This window comes from Danxiaibacter flavus (assembly GCF_041060425.1).
Lineage (GTDB): Bacteria > Bacteroidota > Bacteroidia > Chitinophagales > Chitinophagaceae > Danxiaibacter > Danxiaibacter flavus.
The window spans coordinates 435,987-453,648 of the sequence record NZ_JAULBC010000004.1; the positions used below are offsets into that span (position 1 = coordinate 435,987).

Genomic DNA, 17,662 nt, shown 5'->3' on the forward strand with positions numbered 1-17,662 from the left:
TGTTACGCTGCTTTTGTTAACTTACTAATGTTCCCACTTTTTCTCCTTTTACTACTTTCATCAGGTTGCCGGGCTTGTTCATGTCGAACACAATAATTGGCAACTTGTTTTCCATGCAAAGTGTAAAGGCCGTCATGTCCATTACTTTAAGGCCTTTCAATATGCACTCCTGGAAAGTAATGTTTTCATATTTGGTAGCGGTAGGATCTTTTTCGGGATCTGCCGTGTAAATGCCATCGACCCTAGTTCCTTTCAGTATCACATCAGCTTGAATTTCAATCGCGCGTAAAGAGCCAGCAGTATCGGTGGTAAAATAAGGATTACCTGTGCCGGCCCCGAAAATCACCACGCGGCCTTTCTCAAGGTGGCGCATTGCTCTTCTGCGGATATAGGGCTCAGCTATCTGCTCCATTTTAATGGCGCTCTGCAACCGGGTGTACACGCCGATCTTTTCCAGCATTGCCTGCATGGCCATACCATTGATCATTGTCGCCAGCATGCCCATATAATCCCCATGAGCTCTTTCTATGCCACTTTCTTTTTCATTCAAACCGCGATAGATGTTTCCGCCGCCGATAACTATTGCAACCTGCGCTCCCGTATTCACAATTTCTTTAATATCATTTGCATACTGTTCAATGATCGCCGCGTTAAAAGGATCAAATCCGTGGGACTGGTTACCCATCAATGCCTCTCCGGAAAGTTTTAAAAGAATACGCTTGTATTTAGGCTGCATATGGTTGTAGATTACAGTTTACTTAAATAAGTGGTTGCAAAGAACCTGAATTTTATTGAGAATGGGAAATTTTAGCAGCTATCAGCTTTCAGCTTTCAGCTATCAGCCCTGCTGTCACTCAATTGAAACACTTTCTCTTATTATGTTCAGATAAAATATGCTGCACCGGAACCAGCCGATCAGAACACATTCTTTGGATTTAGCTGTTAGCTTTCAGCTTTTTACCAGCACACAATGGAATTAGTTGCCGTAATTGCGATTGAAAAAGACTGTTCCAATATCATGAGAGTACACTAAAGCTGTTCACAAGCTCGCGGAATAACTACTACACGCGAATTATCCTGTAGACTGATAACTCTATTATACGGGAGTAACTCCCAAGTATCGTGGCCAGGCTCACAGCTGATAGCTGATAGCTCACAGCTACAAAAAAACCCGGCACTTTCGCACCGGGCTCGTATCTTAAACGTGTACGTCTCCTAACTACTAATCTTCGCTACAATAAACGTACAACGTATAACTTAAAACGTACAACTTAAAACTAGCCTAAAGCTACGCGTTTGAATTCGATCACTTTCAGATCGCTGTCAACGCTCTTCAGGTAGTCAGCAACGCTCTTGCTTCCGTCTTTAACGAAAGGCTGAGCCAATAAAGTCTGTTCTTTGAAGAAGGCGTTCAGTTTACCTTCAGCGATCTTAGCGATCATTTCGTCAGGTTTACCAGCCATTTTAGGATCAGCTTTCATAGTTTCTACTACGATAGCTCTTTCTCTTTCTACTGTTTCAGCAGGAACGCTGTCAGCATCTACCGCAACAGGGTTCATAGCAGCAATCTGCATAGCTACGTCTTTACCTGCTTCAGCAGCTTCTTTGGTAAGAGCAACCAATACACCCATTCTGTTAGCGCCATGGATATAAGAAGCAACATAAGGTGCATCCACTCTTTCAAATCTGGCAACACCGATTTTTTCACCGATAGAAGCTAATTTATCATTGATAAGATCTGCAACTTTAGCACCGTTGATAGAAACTTCATTCAGTTCTTCAGCAGTTTTTACGTTGTTTTCAACAGCAGCATCAGCAATGCTCTGAGCGAAAGCAACGAAATCAGCATTCTTACTTACGAAGTCAGTCTCACAGCTGATCAACACTACGAAACCGGTTTTGTTATCTGCAGTTGTTTTAGCAATAACAACACCTTCTTTAGCTTCACGGTCGCTACGTTTAGCAGCAACTTTTTGTCCTTGTTTACGCAACCAGTCAATAGCAGCTTCAAAATCACCGTTTGTTTCAGTTAAAGCTTTACGGCAATCCATCATACCGGCGCCTGTTGCCTGGCGCAACTTGTTAATATCAGCGGCTGTAATTGTTACAGTTGACATATTATATAATTTGAATGTTGAATGAATAAATGTCGGTGAAATATTGAAGTATTTGTTGACTTCATGTTTATTTAACCGATAGGCAGATTATATATAAAAGTTGGGTCAATAATCACTGAAGGATTAATGACCCAATTATCATTTATACAAGTGATTATCTTCTTGGACCACCACCCTGACCGCCACCACCAGTTCTGCGGCTAGCGCCACCTGGTACACGACGTTTAGGTTGTCCTGCACCAGCTCCGCCGGGTGCGTTGTTGCCGCCACGGGAGCGACCACCACGTCCACCTTCAGCTTCTGCCTCAGCAAGTAAACGAGCAGCTTTCTTTTCAGCTTCGTTGTCAACTTCTTCTACGTCATCTTCTTTAGCAGCCTGGCGTTCAGCCAAACCTTCAGCTATAGCAGCAGTGATGTAGTTGGTAACGATAGCGATAGATTTAGTAGCATCGTCGTTTGAAGGAATAGCGAAATCAACTTTGTTAGGATCACAGTTGGTATCAACCATACCAAAAGTAGTGATGCCTAAACGTTTAGCTTCAGCCAAAGCGATGTGCTCGTGCCCGATGTCAATCAGGAACAATGCTGCTGGTAAACGGCCAAGCTGAGCGATACCGCCCAATACTTTTTCCATTTTTTCTCTGTCGCGGCTCAGCATCAAACGCTCTTTCTTTGTGATGTTCTCAGCGCTACCGTCAGCAAGCATTTTTTCGATGCTCTGCATTTTCTTAACGCTTTTACGAACAGTGTTGAAGTTAGTTAACATACCACCCAACCAACGTTCAGTGGCGAAAGGCATATTTACTTTTTTAGCGCACTCGCTAACGATTTCTTTTGCTTGTTTTTTAGTGGCAACAAACATGATCTTTTTGCCACTTTTAGCTATCTGTTTCAAAGCAGCAGCAGCTTCCTGCAGGCCATCAACAGTTTTATTTAAATCTATGATGTGAATACCTTTCTTTTCAGCAAAGATGTAAGGTAACATCTTAGGATTCCACTTCTTACGCAAGTGACCAAAATGCACACCTGCTTCGAGCAATTGTTGTTGTAATGAAGTGTTATTTTCCATTGTTATAGTTTGAATAATTTGAAATTTGAGATTTGAGATTTGAAATTCGAGATTGATTGATTTAGCAACTTGATCTCTCTTATCAGATTTAAAATTGAACATTTCAAATTTTCAATCTCAAATCTCAAATAAATAATATTAACGTTTACTGAACTGGTAGCTTCTACGAGCTTTCTTGTGACCGAATTTCTTACGTTCAACACCACGAGGGTCACGAGTTAAGCAACCAGCAGCTTTTAACGTAGGACGGTATTCAGGATTAATTTCAAGCAAAGCACGGGAGATACCCAGTTTAGCTGCTTCTGCCTGACCTTTTAAACCACCACCTGTTGCATTGATCTTAACATCAAATTTGTCAGCAGATTCGATAGCTTTCAAAGGAACTTCCACCTGGTTCTGTAAGTAAACCAGCGGAAAATATTCTGTATAGTTTTTGCCGTTAACAGTAATGTTACCTTCACCCTTGCTGATGAAAACGCGGGTTACGGCTTCTTTACGACGACCAACTGCATTTTTTTGCTTTTCCATTTATGATAATTAGGAATGAGTTAATTAGAATTTTAATTCTTTAGGTTGCTGTGCGAAGTGAGGATGCTGAGCACCTGCATACACAAATAATTTTTTGATCATTTTGCGGCCCAGACGGTTTTTAGGTAACATACCTTTTACTGCTCTTTCCATCACAACTTCAGGGCGACGCTTCAACAGATCTTTTGCAACCTCTTCTTTTTTACCACCTGGGTAACCAGAGAAGTTAATATAAGTTTTGTCATCCAGTTTGCTGCCTGTGAAAGTAACTTTGTCAGCATTAATTACAATTACGAAATCGCCACAATCAACATGAGGTGTGTAATAAGCCTTATTCTTACCACGTAAAATAGCGGCAATTTTAGAGCTTATGCGACCTACGGTTTGATTGGTACCGTCTACAACGTACCAGGTACGCTGTACTGTAGCCTCGTTCGCATGTTTGGTAGTGAAATGAAGATTACTCATAGTTTTTAATTTGTGTCATTGCCATCCCAATGACTTTTTTAATGGAGCGCAAAGTTGCGTTTAGTAATTGGATTTACCAACGAATTGGAAATTTATTTTGATACACACTTCTGCAACACATTGATTTACAATAAAAAAAATGATTGCCTTTTTAAATTACAGGTGCAAATGTGCGGTAATTAAGGATTTTTTAGGAGAAATGAAGCTGGGACCGCGATTTAAAAGATTGAGGAGATTTTTTGGATTGAGCGATAATTAATTTAAAAGTTCTTCTATTTGGAGTCATCGATTTGCAGATATGAAGGTGCTGTTTCGTCCGGGCATTTGTATGGGAGCAGCAAATTGCCGTTAAAAATTGCAGTATATTTTTCTTTTTCCGGGAAAAGGGAAAACAGATAATCGATAAAAGCCACAAGCCCCATCATACTTTACCTTTTTGCACTCTTTAAGTGAAAATTTCAATTCAAATATTTTCCTTAAAAATAATATCATAAAAAAATGTGAAAAAAATTTGGAGGATTGAAAAATTAATCCAAATCTTTGCAACGTAAAAAATTATTAACCATATATGCCACGCATACAATTACATATAAAATCAAATAATGAGTTTAGCCAGGAATTCGGCTATATCATTTTTGAGGCATATACTGCTGTTGATGAGTGAACCCCACAAAATCACTGAAGGATATGCCTCGCAAAAAGCGGGGCTTTTTTATGTCCACAATGTCAGGCTCACAAAAAATGCGTTTCCTGGATCTGGCTAAATAATGATCAAAATGAACAAAGAATTACAACATACCCGATTTAACAAATACCGCATGAATCTCATGTTCTTATATACTGTGTGCTATAAGCTTAATCAGCCTGTGCAACATATACAGCATACAGGCAATGAGAGTAAAAGCGAATTTCCAGGACCGGCTAACGTCCATACATAAGTTAATACATACTTATTTAGGGCCCGGTCACAAAATGACCGGGCTTTTTTATTGGCCCAAACGAAAGCAGCAACAAAGATGTTAAACGCTGATCCTTTTTAAACTGGGGCCTGTTCGTCTAACGGTTCAGGATATCACACTTTCGATGTGATGATATGGGTTCAACTCCCATACAGGCTACTATTGGGTGGTGCAAATGGTTAGCATTTCAGATTTTGACTCTGAAGATGCGGGTTCAAATCCGGCCCCAATAACAAACATGTTGGCTTTAGCTTAACTGGCAAAGCGCCACACTGTGGATGTGGAGAACAGGGTTCGAGTCCCGGAGTCAACCAAAACTGACCTGTAGCTCAATGGTAAGAGCGGTTGCCTTATACGCAAAAGGTTACCGGTTCAAGTCCGGTCAGGTCAACAGTATACAAATACACATAAGATCTCGTGGCTCAACTGGCAGAGTAATCGGCTTTTAACCGATAGGTTCCGGGTTCAAATCCCGGCGGGATCACGAAGGATGAATAGCTCAATGGCAGAGCTGCGGCTTGTTAAGCCGATGGTTGAAAGTTCGAATCTTTCTTCATCCGCAATGAGTGAGTGCGACGAAGCTGGAGAGCCGTGGCGGTCTGTAAAACCGTTGCCTTCGGGATAAATAAGTTCGAATCTTATCACTCACACTTGGAGAGCGTCCGGTTGGTCGAGGACACTGTCTTGAAAACAGTCAGCCTTTTAGGGTCCGGGGGTTCGAATCCCTCTCTCTCCGCCTTTAAATATAAGAAGCAACAGGTGTCTTGGCAGAGTTGGTCTATGCACCGGACTGAAAATCCGGCTAAGAAGGTTCGATTCCTTTGGACACCACTTATGAAGAAAATGTAAAAAAGCATGCTATGGAACAGAATCAACGATGGCGGAAACTGAGTGGGCAAAGGGTTTACATTCCTATTACTGAAGAAGTAGCAAACACTTTGTCAAAGGAAATATCCGCAGGCAATGAAATGAAAGTTTGTATTGGCACAGACAGCCAGGTGAAGGGCGATGAAACAGAATTTGCTACGGTAATTGTTTTCATTCGTAAAGGCAAAGGAGGTTTTATGTACTTACGCAATGAGATTACCAGTCAGAAAATGCATATCAAACAAAGGATGTTAACAGAAGCCAGCAAAAGCATTGAAGTTGCCTACGCACTATGCGGCATTTTTTCAAAATATGGCGTGGATCTGGAAGTTCATGCTGATATCAATACCAACCCTACATTCAAAAGCAATGGTGCATTGAAAGATGCTATGAGCTTCATTACAGGAATGGGATTTGTTTTTAAAGCAAAACCTGAAGCGTTTGCAAGTTCAAGCTGCGCGAATAAAGTTGTTCAATAAGATTTTTAAAATAATTGTTCATCAACTCTACATTGGGTAATGAACATAAAGGCTTGCTTAACGGCAAGAAGGGAATTGGCATGTTTCAGCAAACCGGATGTGTGTTTTATTACACCATAGTGCAGCGGTAGTAACCTGCTGTATGCTGTTGCGTTAATATGCAATTTCCTCCAATAACACTGTGTGTCCGGGGTTCAAGTCCCCGCGGGGCAATTGCCTTGTAGCTCAGTTGGTAGAGCAACAGCTTCCATGCAGGTTCGAATCCTGCTCCGCTGAAAACGGGTAGCCTAATGGCAGGTAAAGCAGGGAAGTCCGCTGCTTCCAAAAAAATGGCGATTTACTTAAAGTATGGACCGTTCTGTGTCGTTTGCTTTAACGCGTGTGTGCACGCAAAGCAATGGCAACAGGTGTCTGGCCAGCGTATCAGGCTAAAGTATTAAGCAGCAAAGCTCTTTTATCTTGCTCAAATGGAATTGACAAGAGACTCGGAAAACTGCTTTGATCAATCATACGGCAGCTGATATCCGCCATGTACAGGTTAAGAACGGTCGTGCTTTAATATCAGGAAAAATTATTCAGAAGATATATAAAAACACAGACATGAAAAATGTAAGAGTGAATGCCTACCAGGTTGGTTTGGTATTCAAACGTGGCGTATATCAACGCCTGTTGAAAGAAGGGAGCTACTGGTTTTGGGGTTTGGAAAATATCGTATTGTTTGATTTAACAAAACCATTTATCGCTCCTGTTGAGTTAAATATTCTGTTACAAGATGCTTATATCGCAGAGATGCTGGAGATTGTAATCGTCGGTGATAATGAAATCGCGTTGCAGTATGAAGATGGATTGCTGAAACAAGTGCTGACCACTGGTAGATATGCTTATTGGAAAAATGCTATTCAACGCACTTTTGTTCGCGCTGATATTAGCAAGGTAGAAATAACCGAACCAATTGAAAGATCGGTTCTGCAAAATAAATTGCTGGCTAACTATGTACGCAGCTTAACTGTAGAAGGTTATGAGCAGGCAATTCTTTTCGTTGACGGAAAATATGTACAAACCATTTCTGGTGGCGTATATTATTGGTGGAAGAATGCAATCTCTGTATCTATTGGTAAAGTGGATAAGCGTCAGGCACAATTGGAAATAAACGGCCAGGAAATAATAACCAGGGATAAGGCAACATTGCGAATCAACGCATGGGCGCAGTACAAAGTTATCGACATAGAAAAAGCTCTTCTGCAAAATAAGGAGTACGATAAGCAATTGTACATTTCTTTCCAGTTGGCATTGCGGGAATACATTGCAGGCTATGGATTTGACGAACTGCTTGAAAAGAAAGAAAGCATTGCTCCTTTTGTATTGGAACGTGTAAAAGAAAACGCGATAGTGCTGGGAGTAGAAGTTACAGGCTTTGGCATCAGGGATATTATATTGCCCGGCGATATAAAAGAGATAATGAACCATGTGCTGGTTGCAGAGAAAAAAGCACAGGCAAATACCATTATGCGAAGAGAAGAAACAGCGAGCACAAGAAGCCTGTTGAATACTGCTAAACTAATGGAAGAAAATAAAATGTTATGGAAGCTGAAAGAAATGGAGTATGTTGAAAAAATTTCAGAAAAAATCAATAACATCAGCGTAAATGGTAACGGCGCTTTAATAGAACAATTGAAATCCATCTTTATAGCTAAGAATTAAAAATAACATCCGGCTCTGGCCGGATGTTTGAGTTTCTCCGCAAGGTTTCACAGCTGACCAAAGCGGTATGCCGGATCAGCCTGATTTTTGTTCCCTTTTTTTCAGCTCATGTAACTGCCGGTCGTTTTCTATCAGCTTTTTGAGTTCCGCCTCTTCCGGCAAATACAACAGGTATTTACTGGCAAAGAGCTGCCGGTTTTCAGCTAACATAGAATACTTAACGATAGTTTCATCTTTTTCAGAACATAGCAAAAGTCCAATTGTGGGATTGTCTCCGTCAGTCGTTTTCAGGTCATCATACATACGTCTGTACATGTCCATCTGGCCAATGTCCTGGTGACTCAGTTTACCTCTTTTTAAATCAATCAAAACAAAGCATTTCAGATAATAATTATAAAATACCAGGTCAATAAAATAATCCGAACTGTCGGTCACGATATGCTGTTGACGAGCCACAAAAGCAAATCCTTTACCCAGCTCCATCAAAAATTGCTGCAAATGAGTTGTCACAGCATCTTCTAAATCTTTCTCTAAAGGCAGATTTTGACCCGAGAGTCCCGCAAACTCAAGTATATATGGATCTTTGATCAGGTCATTGACTGAAAAGGACTCTGCTAAAGACTGTTTTTGGGCTTGTTTTACATTTCGCTCAAAATATAAGCTTTGAATATTCCGGTCTAGTGTACGGCTGTTCCAATTACCTTGAATAGCTTCGTTTATATAATATGATCTTTTTTCGGACGTTTCCTGCCTGCTTATAATACGATAATGAGTCCAACTCAATTCGGTACGCACTGCGTTCCAAATTGGAAACGAGCTGTAAAAAGCCCGCATATTATTCAAATTACGTTCATCAAATCCTTTTCCAAATTCCAGTGTAAGCTGTACGCTCAGATTTTTCAGAATAGCCTTGCCATATTCCGCACGGGCATTGCCATTTTGTTCGTCCTGAACAATCAGTTTCCCAATCTGCCAATATGTGCTTAACAGTACGCTGTTAATTGATTTGAGTGTTTGTCTGCGGGATTCAACAATAATGCTCTTAATCTCATCGAATAAAGACTGTGACATTTTTAAGGTTTTGGGGTTCATTAATAATCATGCGTTGAGCATTCAGGCAAATATATTATCAATTTTTATCATGATGAGGATTATTTAATTCTTCAAATTCGCCGTTCATCAAATTTTATCACCGTTCATCCTAAGTGAAAAAATTTCAAACAAATTTAATTACTTCAAAATCAAATAGTTATTACATTATAGAATACTGCCTCATACCCATTACTGAAAAAAAACTGGTACTATGTGTTGCATAGTACTAAAATTTACCCCATCTTTGTGTTGTCAATGAAACAAAACACCGCGAAAGCGGAGAAACAATAAAAAAATAAAAACCCCGGATATGGATATTCAAAACACACAAAGCCAAATGAGGAAAGGGGTATTGGAGTTTTGCATTCTATCAATTATTAGAAAAGGAGAAGTTTATCCGAGTGATATTGTTGATAGCATGAAAGCGGCCAACCTTCAAATCCTGGAAGGAACCCTCTATCCGCTCTTAACCAGGTTAAAAAATGCGGGGCTTCTCACCTACAGATGGGTTGAAAGCAGCTCCGGACCCCCACGCAAATATTTCAGCATGACTGACAAAGGACTTGAGTTTTACAATGAACTGGAAAGAACCTGGCAGGAACTGGCTGACGCGGTAGATGCAATCACAACCCAAACCAACGGACAACTAACAGAAACTCCCAACACTAACCAATAACTTTTATACCATGAAAAAGGTAATCAATATAAACTTTCAAGGCCGGGTGATTCCGATAGAAGAGGCCGCCTACGACATATTGAAACAGTATGTTGAAAGCCTTCGGAATTTCTTTGCCAACGAGGAAGGACGTGACGAAATAATCAATGACATTGAGGGTCGTATAGCCGAACTGTTTAGCGAATCCTTAAAAAAAGGTAGTACATGCATTACTGAGGATGATGTAAACGCCATAATCGCCAGCATGGGCCGCCCTGAAGATTTTGATGATGATGAAACCAAAGTGAAATCTCAGCTTGGCAGCGAGGCAAACAGTCATTCTGCTAACAGTGGCTCATACAGTGGCAGCAAACAACAATCTGAAACTTATACATCTACAGGGCGTGGACGCTTGTATCGTGACGAAGATGATAAAATTTTAGGTGGTGTTTGTGCCGGCCTGGCAAACTACCTTAGAATTGATCCGGCTATTGTCCGTATTCTTTTCGCGGTAATAACCATCGGCGGGTTTGGAGCAGGCTTCCTTATCTATATATTAATGTGGATCATCCTCCCAAAGCGTACGCTGCAAAGGGAGGAAATAAGAAAGCGTCTTTTTCGTAACCCGGAGGATAAGGTAATTGCGGGTGTTGCGAGCGGTATCGCTGCTTATTTTGACATTGCCGTTTGGATCCCCCGGTTAATATTCGCTTTCCCGCTGTTGTTGGGTATTATCACCTCTATTTTCAGAAATATCTTCTGGCATTTTGATCCTTTCCCCGGTGTGATATTCGGATCATTCGGAAGTACGCTGTTTATTATATATGTAATTCTATGGGCTTTAATTCCTGAAGCAAATACAGCTTCTGAAAAACTGGAAATGCGTGGCGAAAAAGTAGACCTTAATACCATAAAAAACACCATCCAGGAAGACCTTTCAGGTTTTAAGACCCGCGCTGAAAAATGGGGAACTGAATTTAAGGATAAAGCCCAGCAAATGGGTTCTGAAATAGGCGCGACAGCAAAAAAAAATGGCAGCAGAATTGGGCACGTAATAGGCATCATTTTTAAAGCTTTCTTTCTCTTCATCGCTGGTGTTATTGCCTTCGCGTTACTCGTGGCTTTAATTGGTATGATCATAGGTGGTGTAAGTGTAATGCCTCTGAAAACCTTCTTCCTTGATGGTTTTAATCAAACCTCACTTGCCTGGGCCACTGTACTGCTGTTCTTAGGTGTACCTATCTTAGGCTTCTTCACCTGGCTGGTAAGAAGAATTCTGAGAGTGAGATCTAAAAACCCTTACCTGGGTTATATATTCAGCGGTTTGTGGGTGATTGGTTTGATCTGCGCTATTTGTCTTGCTGCTTCTATAGCCCGCAGCTACAGAACAAAGAGTGGAGTTGAAGAAAAAGTAAGTCTTGTGCAGCCCACCAGCAACAAACTGTTCGTGACCACTCCAAGGATCTCTTACAACTTTGAAGGTAGCGACTGGTACGGCATTCACTGGGATGATGATGGTCTCTTTTACGGAATTAATGAAGACAGCCTGATCATGCGCACCGTTAGAGTGAGTGTTGTAAAAAGCAACGATAAAGACTATCACCTGCAAATGGTAAAATTCAGTCACGGTATCAATCCTGCAATCGCCAGAAACAATGCACAAAAAATAGATTTCAGGATAAACCAGGCAGACAGCATACTTACCTTACCCAATGGATTTGCTATCACAAAAAATAACAAATTTCACAACCAACAGGTATTGGTGATCATAGAAGTACCGGTAGGAAAGAAAATAGAACTGGACGAAAGTATCAATGGCTATAAATGGTTCAATGTAAACTTTAACTACAATCGCAGAAGAGGCTGGAATGTTGAATGGGAAGACAATTGGAACGAAGGCTATAGCTGGCGCGAAAACACAGAATATGTGATGACTGCTGAAGGACTAAAAAGTACCAAACCTTCTAAGGATGAATTGGATGAAAAGCAACGTGACAGCGAAATTCACAAGGACGAACTGGACGAAATTCAACGCCAACGCAAAGAGCTGGATGAAAAACAAAAAGAGCTGGAAAACAAATTAAAAGATGATAGCACACGCTACCATTATCAACCCGAAAAACCTGCAGCTCCACAAGAACAGCCAGCTGCACCAAAAGCAAAAGCAGTAAAAACAGCTTCAATATTTTGGGGAAATCCCTCACAGTATTTAATAGCAAGATTCGCTATATAAGTCGGTTAAAGTTGGGACAACCAGAAGGACCTTGTTCTCGTTTGAGGGCAGGGTCTTTTCTTTTGGCTGTGAGCTGTCAGCTATTAGCTCTGAGCTTGGGTATCAGGTTTCAGGCGTCAGGTATCAGGCATAAGATATGAGCTATAAGGCTTGAGGTATAAGAACGATAGGATGTCTATCAGGTTTAAACTAACATCAGACATTTCCACTACATCGTACACCGTACCCGCCCGAACGTGCCGTCGGTATGGGCGGGCATCTAACCTCCTACATCAAAAGCCGCCTGCTGCGCCTAAGTACTTCGTAACTCGTACTTCGTACTTAAAATCCCACGCTGTCGCATTTAATCACATCAGACATCTAACATCGTACACCGTACATCCAACACCGAACATCGTACATATGCCTTACTTTTGTACGATGCAGTACACACTAAAAAAATCACTTGGACAGCACTTTTTGAGAGATGAGAACATTTGCCGTAAGATTGTTGCTGCGCTGGAGAAGAGTTTAGAAGATACTGCAATTACGCAATTATTGGAAGTTGGCCCCGGTGGAGGTGCGCTTACCAAACACCTTATTCAGCTTGCTAATATTGACTTCAAAGCGGTTGAGCTGGATGACGAGAAAGTAACTTACCTGGAACACACTTACCCCGGATTAAAAGATAAGATCATCCATAAAAGCTTCCTGGATATTGATGCCCCTTTTGACAACAATTTTATAGTCGTAGGCAACTTTCCTTATAACATTTCTTCACAAATACTTTTTAAAGTTCTTGATTGGAAAGATCAGGTGCCTGTGTGTATCGGTATGTTCCAGAAAGAAGTAGCCCAGCGTGTTGCTGCTAAACCCAACAGCAAGGTGTACGGCATTATTAGTGTGTTAATACAAGCGTTTTATGATGTGGAATACCTGTTTGATGTGCCGCAGGGCTGCTTTAATCCTCCACCCAAAGTAATGAGCGGCGTTATAAGACTTGTAAGAAAAACGAATGCTTACGAAATGAGGTCTGTAAAAGATTTTTTCACAGTAGTAAAAACCTCTTTTAACCAACGCAGAAAAACGTTGCGAAATGCATCCCGCAGCCTGTTCTCAGAAGATGTATTAAAAGATGAAATCTTTAATAAACGCGCCGAACAACTTTCAATAGACGATTTTGCCGCACTAACGTTTAGAATGAAATAAAAGAAAGCTTAAAGCGCAAAGCTTAAAGCTCAAAACCATTTCCTGAGCGAATATTGTCTCCTGAAAGATGGGAATTCTCCGTGTCTCAGCTATTGTCAATTGTCAACTGTCAATTTTCAATTAAATAAATTTTAGTGTTTCGCCCGTGGCGCCATGTCTCTGTGGTTCAAAAATTGTTACTTTGCTGCTCAAAAAAATTTCAGCAGTGCAACCGAAAGTTTTAATTACCGCCAAAACACACGAGTATTTAAGGACAAGATTAGAGAGCAGTGGTTACGAGATCATTTATCTTCCGGCTATTACTTACGATGAGCTGAAGAATGGCGCGCTTGCTGAAGTGTCTGGTTTGATCGTTACTACCAGGTTAAAAATTGACAAAGACATTCTCGATAGCGCTCCCATGCTGAAATGGATCGGCAGACTCGGCAGCGGAATGGAACTGATCGACGTTCCTTATGCAGAGAGCAAAGGCATACTTTGTGTAAGCAGTCCTGAAGGGAACCGTAATGCTGTTGCTGAACATTCAATGGGTTTCATTCTAAACATGATGAACAAGATCGGCAGCAGCTTCAATGAAGTAAAAGAAGGCAAATGGATCCGCGACGCGAACAGAGGAACCGAACTATTCGGCAAAACTGTCGGCATCATAGGCTTTGGTAATACCGGCGGCGCTCTTGCAAAATTGCTTGGCTCTTTTGGAGTAACTGTGCTTGCTCACGATAAATATAAATTTGATTTCGCCAAAGATCATGTGCACGAAGCCAATGTGGAGCAGATAGCCAGGTATGCAGATGTGATCAGCCTAAATCTCCCCTTAACGGACGAAACCTTTCACTACGCAAATGATGCATTTTTCAATAGCCTTGAAAAAAAGCCTTATTTCATTACCGCTTGCCGTGGTAAGGTAACAGATGCTTCGGCGATTATCCGTGCATTAGATAATGGGAAAATTGCAGGCGCCGCACTGGATGTTTTAGAAAACGAAAAGCTGGAAACTTACACAGAAGAACAAAAATTACAGCTGGAAAATCTTTGCAATCGCCCCAATGTTATTATAACTCCGCATATTGCAGGTTACAGTCATGAAGCATATTATTTGATGGCGAAAATTGTGTTGGATAAGATAGGGATATAGCTGTCAGCTTTGAGCTATCAGCTTTCAGCAACCGATGCGAATGCAAGATATTTTGTTTTATTGGCGAGGACCTGAGAGGTAAGTAACCCCTCGGCATTAGTTATAGATAAAATTATCTCACCATTTTCTTTCACCCGGTTTTAAGCTTTAGGCTTTTAGCTTTAAGCCTGGATACATCTTTACCATGCCGCATCATCTCCAGCCAGGTTTTAAGCTTTGGGCTTTAGGCTTTCAGCTTTTACCTCCCCTCTATCGTTGCCAGGAAAGTAAGATCATGGTTACGGTAAAATGAACCGGAGGCATTTTCTGAAGAACCCGTCCATTCCTCGCCGTCCGGGTAAGGGTCTTTTTCCGTCCAGCTGCCTTCCCCAATGGCAATCATTCCGCCGTTATTACAACTAATTTTAAAGCCATACTGCCTGTGAGCATCCAACACAATTCCATCCATATTAAACTCGAGCCATTGGCCATCAGTTGAGTGATCTACTTTCACATGTTTTTCGAGCAACGGCTTCTGCCACACGTGATTTCTTTCATCAAACTCAAACAGCGTAATGCTTGCATCAGTATGTGCAGTCACCATTTCGGAAAACAATTTGATCGCCCGTAAACGCCCCGGCTGTTTAATATTGAACGTTTGTCCGGCTGAATAATGAATGCCGTTTGAACAATGGCCAACCCAATAAAAATGACCATTTATTTCATTGCCAACATCATAATGATGTAAGGAAGTTGTGGAAGAAACGTTTTTTTTCATCGCCATTCTATTTAAGGTTCCTATCGGGGGAATGAGTTGAGAGAATGCAGCGAGTATTTAAATTTCCTGAAGTCTACCAGTCGTTTTAATAACTAATTAATATCCGGCCCCATATTATCACAAACGGAAAAAAAACAGGTTTAGTATGCCGTTTTTTGTTAAAATTCTCTGATAGAATAGCGGGTAAGAATTTGTTTGTTTTGAAAAAGGTTTTTTAAATTTGTATTTACTGCAACGCTACGCATTGGATGTGGCGTTGTATTTTTTTTACCCCCTTCAAAACCAGAAGACTATGAGTGATGTAATGTACGTGTCTAAAGAAGCATTTGAAAAAATGAGGGAAGAGCTTCATCATATGAAAACCGTGGAGCGTCCTGCCGCATCAAGAGCCATTGCTGAAGCGAGGGAAAAGGGTGATCTGCGTGAAAACGCCGAATATGATGCTGCCAAAGAGGCTCAGGGAATATTGGAAGCTAAAATGGCGCTGTTGGAATCGCAGATTGCAAGCTCCAGGATTGTTGAAGCAAGTGAAATTGATACCAGCAAAGTTTCAATATTAACGAAGGTCACAATAACGAATGTTGCCACTAAAAAGACTTTTACCTATCAGATTGTCGGTGAAAAAGAAGCTGATCTGAAAAGCGGGAAAGTTTCGGTTTCATCTCCTATTGGCCAGGGCTTGCTTGGCAAAACCATCGGCGACATTGCGGAGGTTAAAGCGCCCACCGGTGTATTGAAATTTAAGGTGGACAATATAACGATCTAAGGCCTTATCATGATATTTGAAAGAGGCGCAGCAATTACTGCGCCTCTTTTATGTCTGAAGAAGACGTGCGACAATGCCGAAGCGTTAAGGGCTGCAAATACTAAAACCTGCCGCATATAACGTACAACTTAAAAATATTGCTTACAATTGCCGTATAAAACAACTGTATGACAATCTTCTCAAAAATTATAGCAGGCGAAATCCCTTCTTATAAAGTTGCAGAGAACGATCAATTCATCGCGTTTCTGGATATTTTTCCGCTTGTTCGCGGTCATGTTTTGGTGGTTCCGAAAATTGAAGTGGACAATTTCTTTGATCTGCCGCAGGAGTACATCAGCCAGTTGTTCATATTTGCACAACCAATTGCCAAAGCCATCGAAAAATCTTTTCATTGTAACCGTTGCGGCGTCGAAGTAATTGGCCTTGATGTGCCTCATGCACATGTGCACCTGATTCCTATTAATTCTGCCGATGATCTCAACTTCACCCGTCATAAATTAAAGCTCAGTCCGGATGAGTTTAAAGATGTGCAACAAAAAATACTGACTGCACTAAACAATTAACCGGTTGATGGGGTTGTAAGTTAATGGACTTTAACATTGCGTTTAAAGCACCGTTTGCTAGTTTTAACAATCAACCATCAGCATGATCAAAATTCTGGTACTGGCTACAATCCTGTTTTCGGCATTCCACGTTCAGGCACAAGAAGATTATGTAGTATTAAGGAAAGGAAACAAAACAATACAGCGTTTTACAAGCGGATCGTATATAGACTGCAGGTTAGATAACTATCAATGGATGTCGGGCTATATAACAGCCATAAGACACGATTCATTATTTATCCGCCAGTTCCAGGTAAGAACTATAGGGAGCATATCAGACACTAGCACATTCGGAATTTTTCCCATCCATATTAATGATATTAAGGCCTTTCCCAAACAACCCGAATCTTTTGAATTTATCAAGAATGGCACCTTGTTTATGATTGGCGGAGGTGGTTATGCCGTGTTGAACATCGCGAACGGACTTATCAATAATGAAGAAGTGTTCAGCGGTGATAATCTTACCAAGCTGGGCATCGCGTTAGGTGTTGCCGGAATCGGGGTAATAATGAATGTAACACACTCCGACGTAATCAAGGTTGGAAAGAAATACAGGCTGCAGTATGTGAAGCTGAATCCGTAGAGCTGTCAGCTAACTGCTCAGTTTGCAGCTCTTCGCAAATTGATGAACCTGTTTCAACTGAGTGCTTCGTACTTCGTACTTTCTCCTTCATCAACATCGTACACCTAACATCCTACATCTAATCATCGTTACATTTAAATGAACCTGTTTCACTTATGTACTTCGTACTTCGTAACTCATACTTTCTCCATCTTCCACATCGTACACCGTACATCTTACATCTATTACCGCACATTTAAATGAACCTGTTTCACCTACGTACTTCGTACTTCGTAATTCGTACTTTCTCCTTCTTTCACATTGTACATCGTACCCTTAACATCCTACATCTATCGTCATACATTTAAATGAACCTGTTTCACCCACGTACTTCGTACTTCGTAATTCGTACTTTCTCCTTCTTTCACATTGTACATCGTACCCTTAACATCCTACATCTATCGTCATACATTTAAATGAACCT

At 41.0% G+C, this 17,662-nt stretch carries 16 protein-coding genes and 8 tRNA genes; 17 read left to right on the top strand and 7 right to left on the bottom strand.

Going from position 1 to position 17,662, the window contains the following annotated elements:
• Positions 1-16: 16 nt before the first annotated feature.
• The 5 genes from pyrH to rplM form a co-directional block, all read right to left on the bottom strand.
• Positions 17-736: a UMP kinase gene (gene pyrH / locus QTN47_RS14450; protein ID WP_369330104.1), complete on the bottom strand. Its 720-nt coding sequence runs from the start codon at positions 734-736 to the stop codon at positions 17-19.
• A 541-nt stretch (positions 737-1,277) separates the two neighbouring features.
• Positions 1,278-2,117, bottom strand: coding sequence for a translation elongation factor Ts (gene tsf, locus QTN47_RS14455; RefSeq protein ID WP_369330105.1), 840 nt, complete (start codon positions 2,115-2,117; stop codon positions 1,278-1,280).
• 154 nt (positions 2,118-2,271) lie between these two features.
• Entirely contained in the window at positions 2,272-3,288 is a 1,017-nt protein-coding gene (gene rpsB, locus QTN47_RS14460) for a 30S ribosomal protein S2 (protein WP_369330106.1), read from the bottom strand.
• 36 nt (positions 3,289-3,324) lie between these two features.
• On the bottom strand, positions 3,325-3,714 hold the full coding sequence (gene rpsI / locus QTN47_RS14465; RefSeq protein WP_369330107.1) for a 30S ribosomal protein S9: 390 nt from the start codon (positions 3,712-3,714) through the stop codon (positions 3,325-3,327).
• 24 nt (positions 3,715-3,738) lie between these two features.
• A complete protein-coding gene (rplM, locus tag QTN47_RS14470) occupies positions 3,739-4,182 on the bottom strand; it encodes a 50S ribosomal protein L13 (RefSeq protein WP_369330108.1) in 444 nt (147 codons plus the stop codon).
• Between the two features lie 1,045 nt (positions 4,183-5,227).
• On the opposite strand from rplM, the gene QTN47_RS14475 reads away from it, so the two are divergent.
• From QTN47_RS14475 to QTN47_RS14520, 10 genes are all read left to right on the top strand, one after another.
• Positions 5,228-5,300: transfer RNA gene (locus tag QTN47_RS14475), tRNA-Glu, on the top strand.
• A gap of 1 nt (position 5,301) precedes the next feature.
• Positions 5,302-5,374, top strand: a tRNA-Gln gene (locus QTN47_RS14480).
• Between the two features lie 7 nt (positions 5,375-5,381).
• Positions 5,382-5,454 (top strand) — tRNA-His (locus tag QTN47_RS14485).
• 5 nt (positions 5,455-5,459) lie between these two features.
• Positions 5,460-5,532: transfer RNA gene (locus QTN47_RS14490), tRNA-Ile, on the top strand.
• A 20-nt stretch (positions 5,533-5,552) separates the two neighbouring features.
• Positions 5,553-5,625, top strand: a tRNA-Lys gene (locus QTN47_RS14495).
• Positions 5,626-5,629: 4 nt separating this feature from the next.
• Positions 5,630-5,701 (top strand) — tRNA-Asn (locus QTN47_RS14500).
• Between the two features lie 93 nt (positions 5,702-5,794).
• Positions 5,795-5,877 (top strand) — tRNA-Ser (locus QTN47_RS14505).
• Positions 5,878-5,899: 22 nt separating this feature from the next.
• Positions 5,900-5,972, top strand: a tRNA-Phe gene (locus QTN47_RS14510).
• Positions 5,973-6,001: 29 nt separating this feature from the next.
• Complete coding sequence (locus tag QTN47_RS14515) at positions 6,002-6,487, top strand: ribonuclease H-like YkuK family protein (protein ID WP_369330109.1); 486 nt, start codon at positions 6,002-6,004, stop codon at positions 6,485-6,487.
• Positions 6,488-7,087: 600 nt separating this feature from the next.
• On the top strand, positions 7,088-8,188 hold the full coding sequence (locus QTN47_RS14520) for a slipin family protein (RefSeq protein WP_369330110.1): 1,101 nt from the start codon (positions 7,088-7,090) through the stop codon (positions 8,186-8,188).
• Positions 8,189-8,263: 75 nt separating this feature from the next.
• Here the strand turns inward: QTN47_RS14520 and QTN47_RS14525 are convergent, their stop codons facing one another.
• Entirely contained in the window at positions 8,264-9,259 is a 996-nt protein-coding gene (locus tag QTN47_RS14525; protein ID WP_369330111.1) for a PDDEXK nuclease domain-containing protein, read from the bottom strand.
• A 331-nt stretch (positions 9,260-9,590) separates the two neighbouring features.
• Between QTN47_RS14525 and QTN47_RS14530 the strand changes: the two genes are divergently transcribed.
• The 4 genes from QTN47_RS14530 to QTN47_RS14545 all read left to right on the top strand — a co-directional run bounded on the left by QTN47_RS14530 (position 9,591) and on the right by QTN47_RS14545 (position 14,491).
• The gene (locus tag QTN47_RS14530; RefSeq protein ID WP_369330112.1) at positions 9,591-9,956 is read left to right on the top strand and encodes a PadR family transcriptional regulator; all 366 of its coding nucleotides are present in this window, start codon (positions 9,591-9,593) and stop codon (positions 9,954-9,956) included.
• A 10-nt stretch (positions 9,957-9,966) separates the two neighbouring features.
• Positions 9,967-12,168 (top strand): PspC domain-containing protein, encoded by a 2,202-nt coding sequence (locus QTN47_RS14535; RefSeq protein WP_369330113.1) that lies wholly within the window; start codon positions 9,967-9,969, stop codon positions 12,166-12,168.
• Between the two features lie 420 nt (positions 12,169-12,588).
• Positions 12,589-13,356 (top strand): 16S rRNA (adenine(1518)-N(6)/adenine(1519)-N(6))-dimethyltransferase RsmA, encoded by a 768-nt coding sequence (rsmA, locus tag QTN47_RS14540; RefSeq protein WP_369330114.1) that lies wholly within the window; start codon positions 12,589-12,591, stop codon positions 13,354-13,356.
• Between the two features lie 205 nt (positions 13,357-13,561).
• On the top strand, positions 13,562-14,491 hold the full coding sequence (locus tag QTN47_RS14545; protein WP_369330115.1) for an NAD(P)-dependent oxidoreductase: 930 nt from the start codon (positions 13,562-13,564) through the stop codon (positions 14,489-14,491).
• 238 nt (positions 14,492-14,729) lie between these two features.
• Here the strand turns inward: QTN47_RS14545 and QTN47_RS14550 are convergent, their stop codons facing one another.
• On the bottom strand, positions 14,730-15,248 hold the full coding sequence (locus QTN47_RS14550) for a hypothetical protein (RefSeq protein WP_369330116.1): 519 nt from the start codon (positions 15,246-15,248) through the stop codon (positions 14,730-14,732).
• 292 nt (positions 15,249-15,540) lie between these two features.
• Between QTN47_RS14550 and greA the strand changes: the two genes are divergently transcribed.
• From greA to QTN47_RS14565, 3 genes are all read left to right on the top strand, one after another.
• Complete coding sequence (gene greA / locus QTN47_RS14555; protein WP_369330117.1) at positions 15,541-16,014, top strand: transcription elongation factor GreA; 474 nt, start codon at positions 15,541-15,543, stop codon at positions 16,012-16,014.
• Between the two features lie 167 nt (positions 16,015-16,181).
• The gene (locus QTN47_RS14560; RefSeq protein WP_369330118.1) at positions 16,182-16,577 is read left to right on the top strand and encodes an HIT family protein; all 396 of its coding nucleotides are present in this window, start codon (positions 16,182-16,184) and stop codon (positions 16,575-16,577) included.
• An 82-nt stretch (positions 16,578-16,659) separates the two neighbouring features.
• Positions 16,660-17,199: a hypothetical protein gene (locus tag QTN47_RS14565; protein WP_369330119.1), complete on the top strand. Its 540-nt coding sequence runs from the start codon at positions 16,660-16,662 to the stop codon at positions 17,197-17,199.
• Positions 17,200-17,662 lie beyond the last annotated feature (463 nt).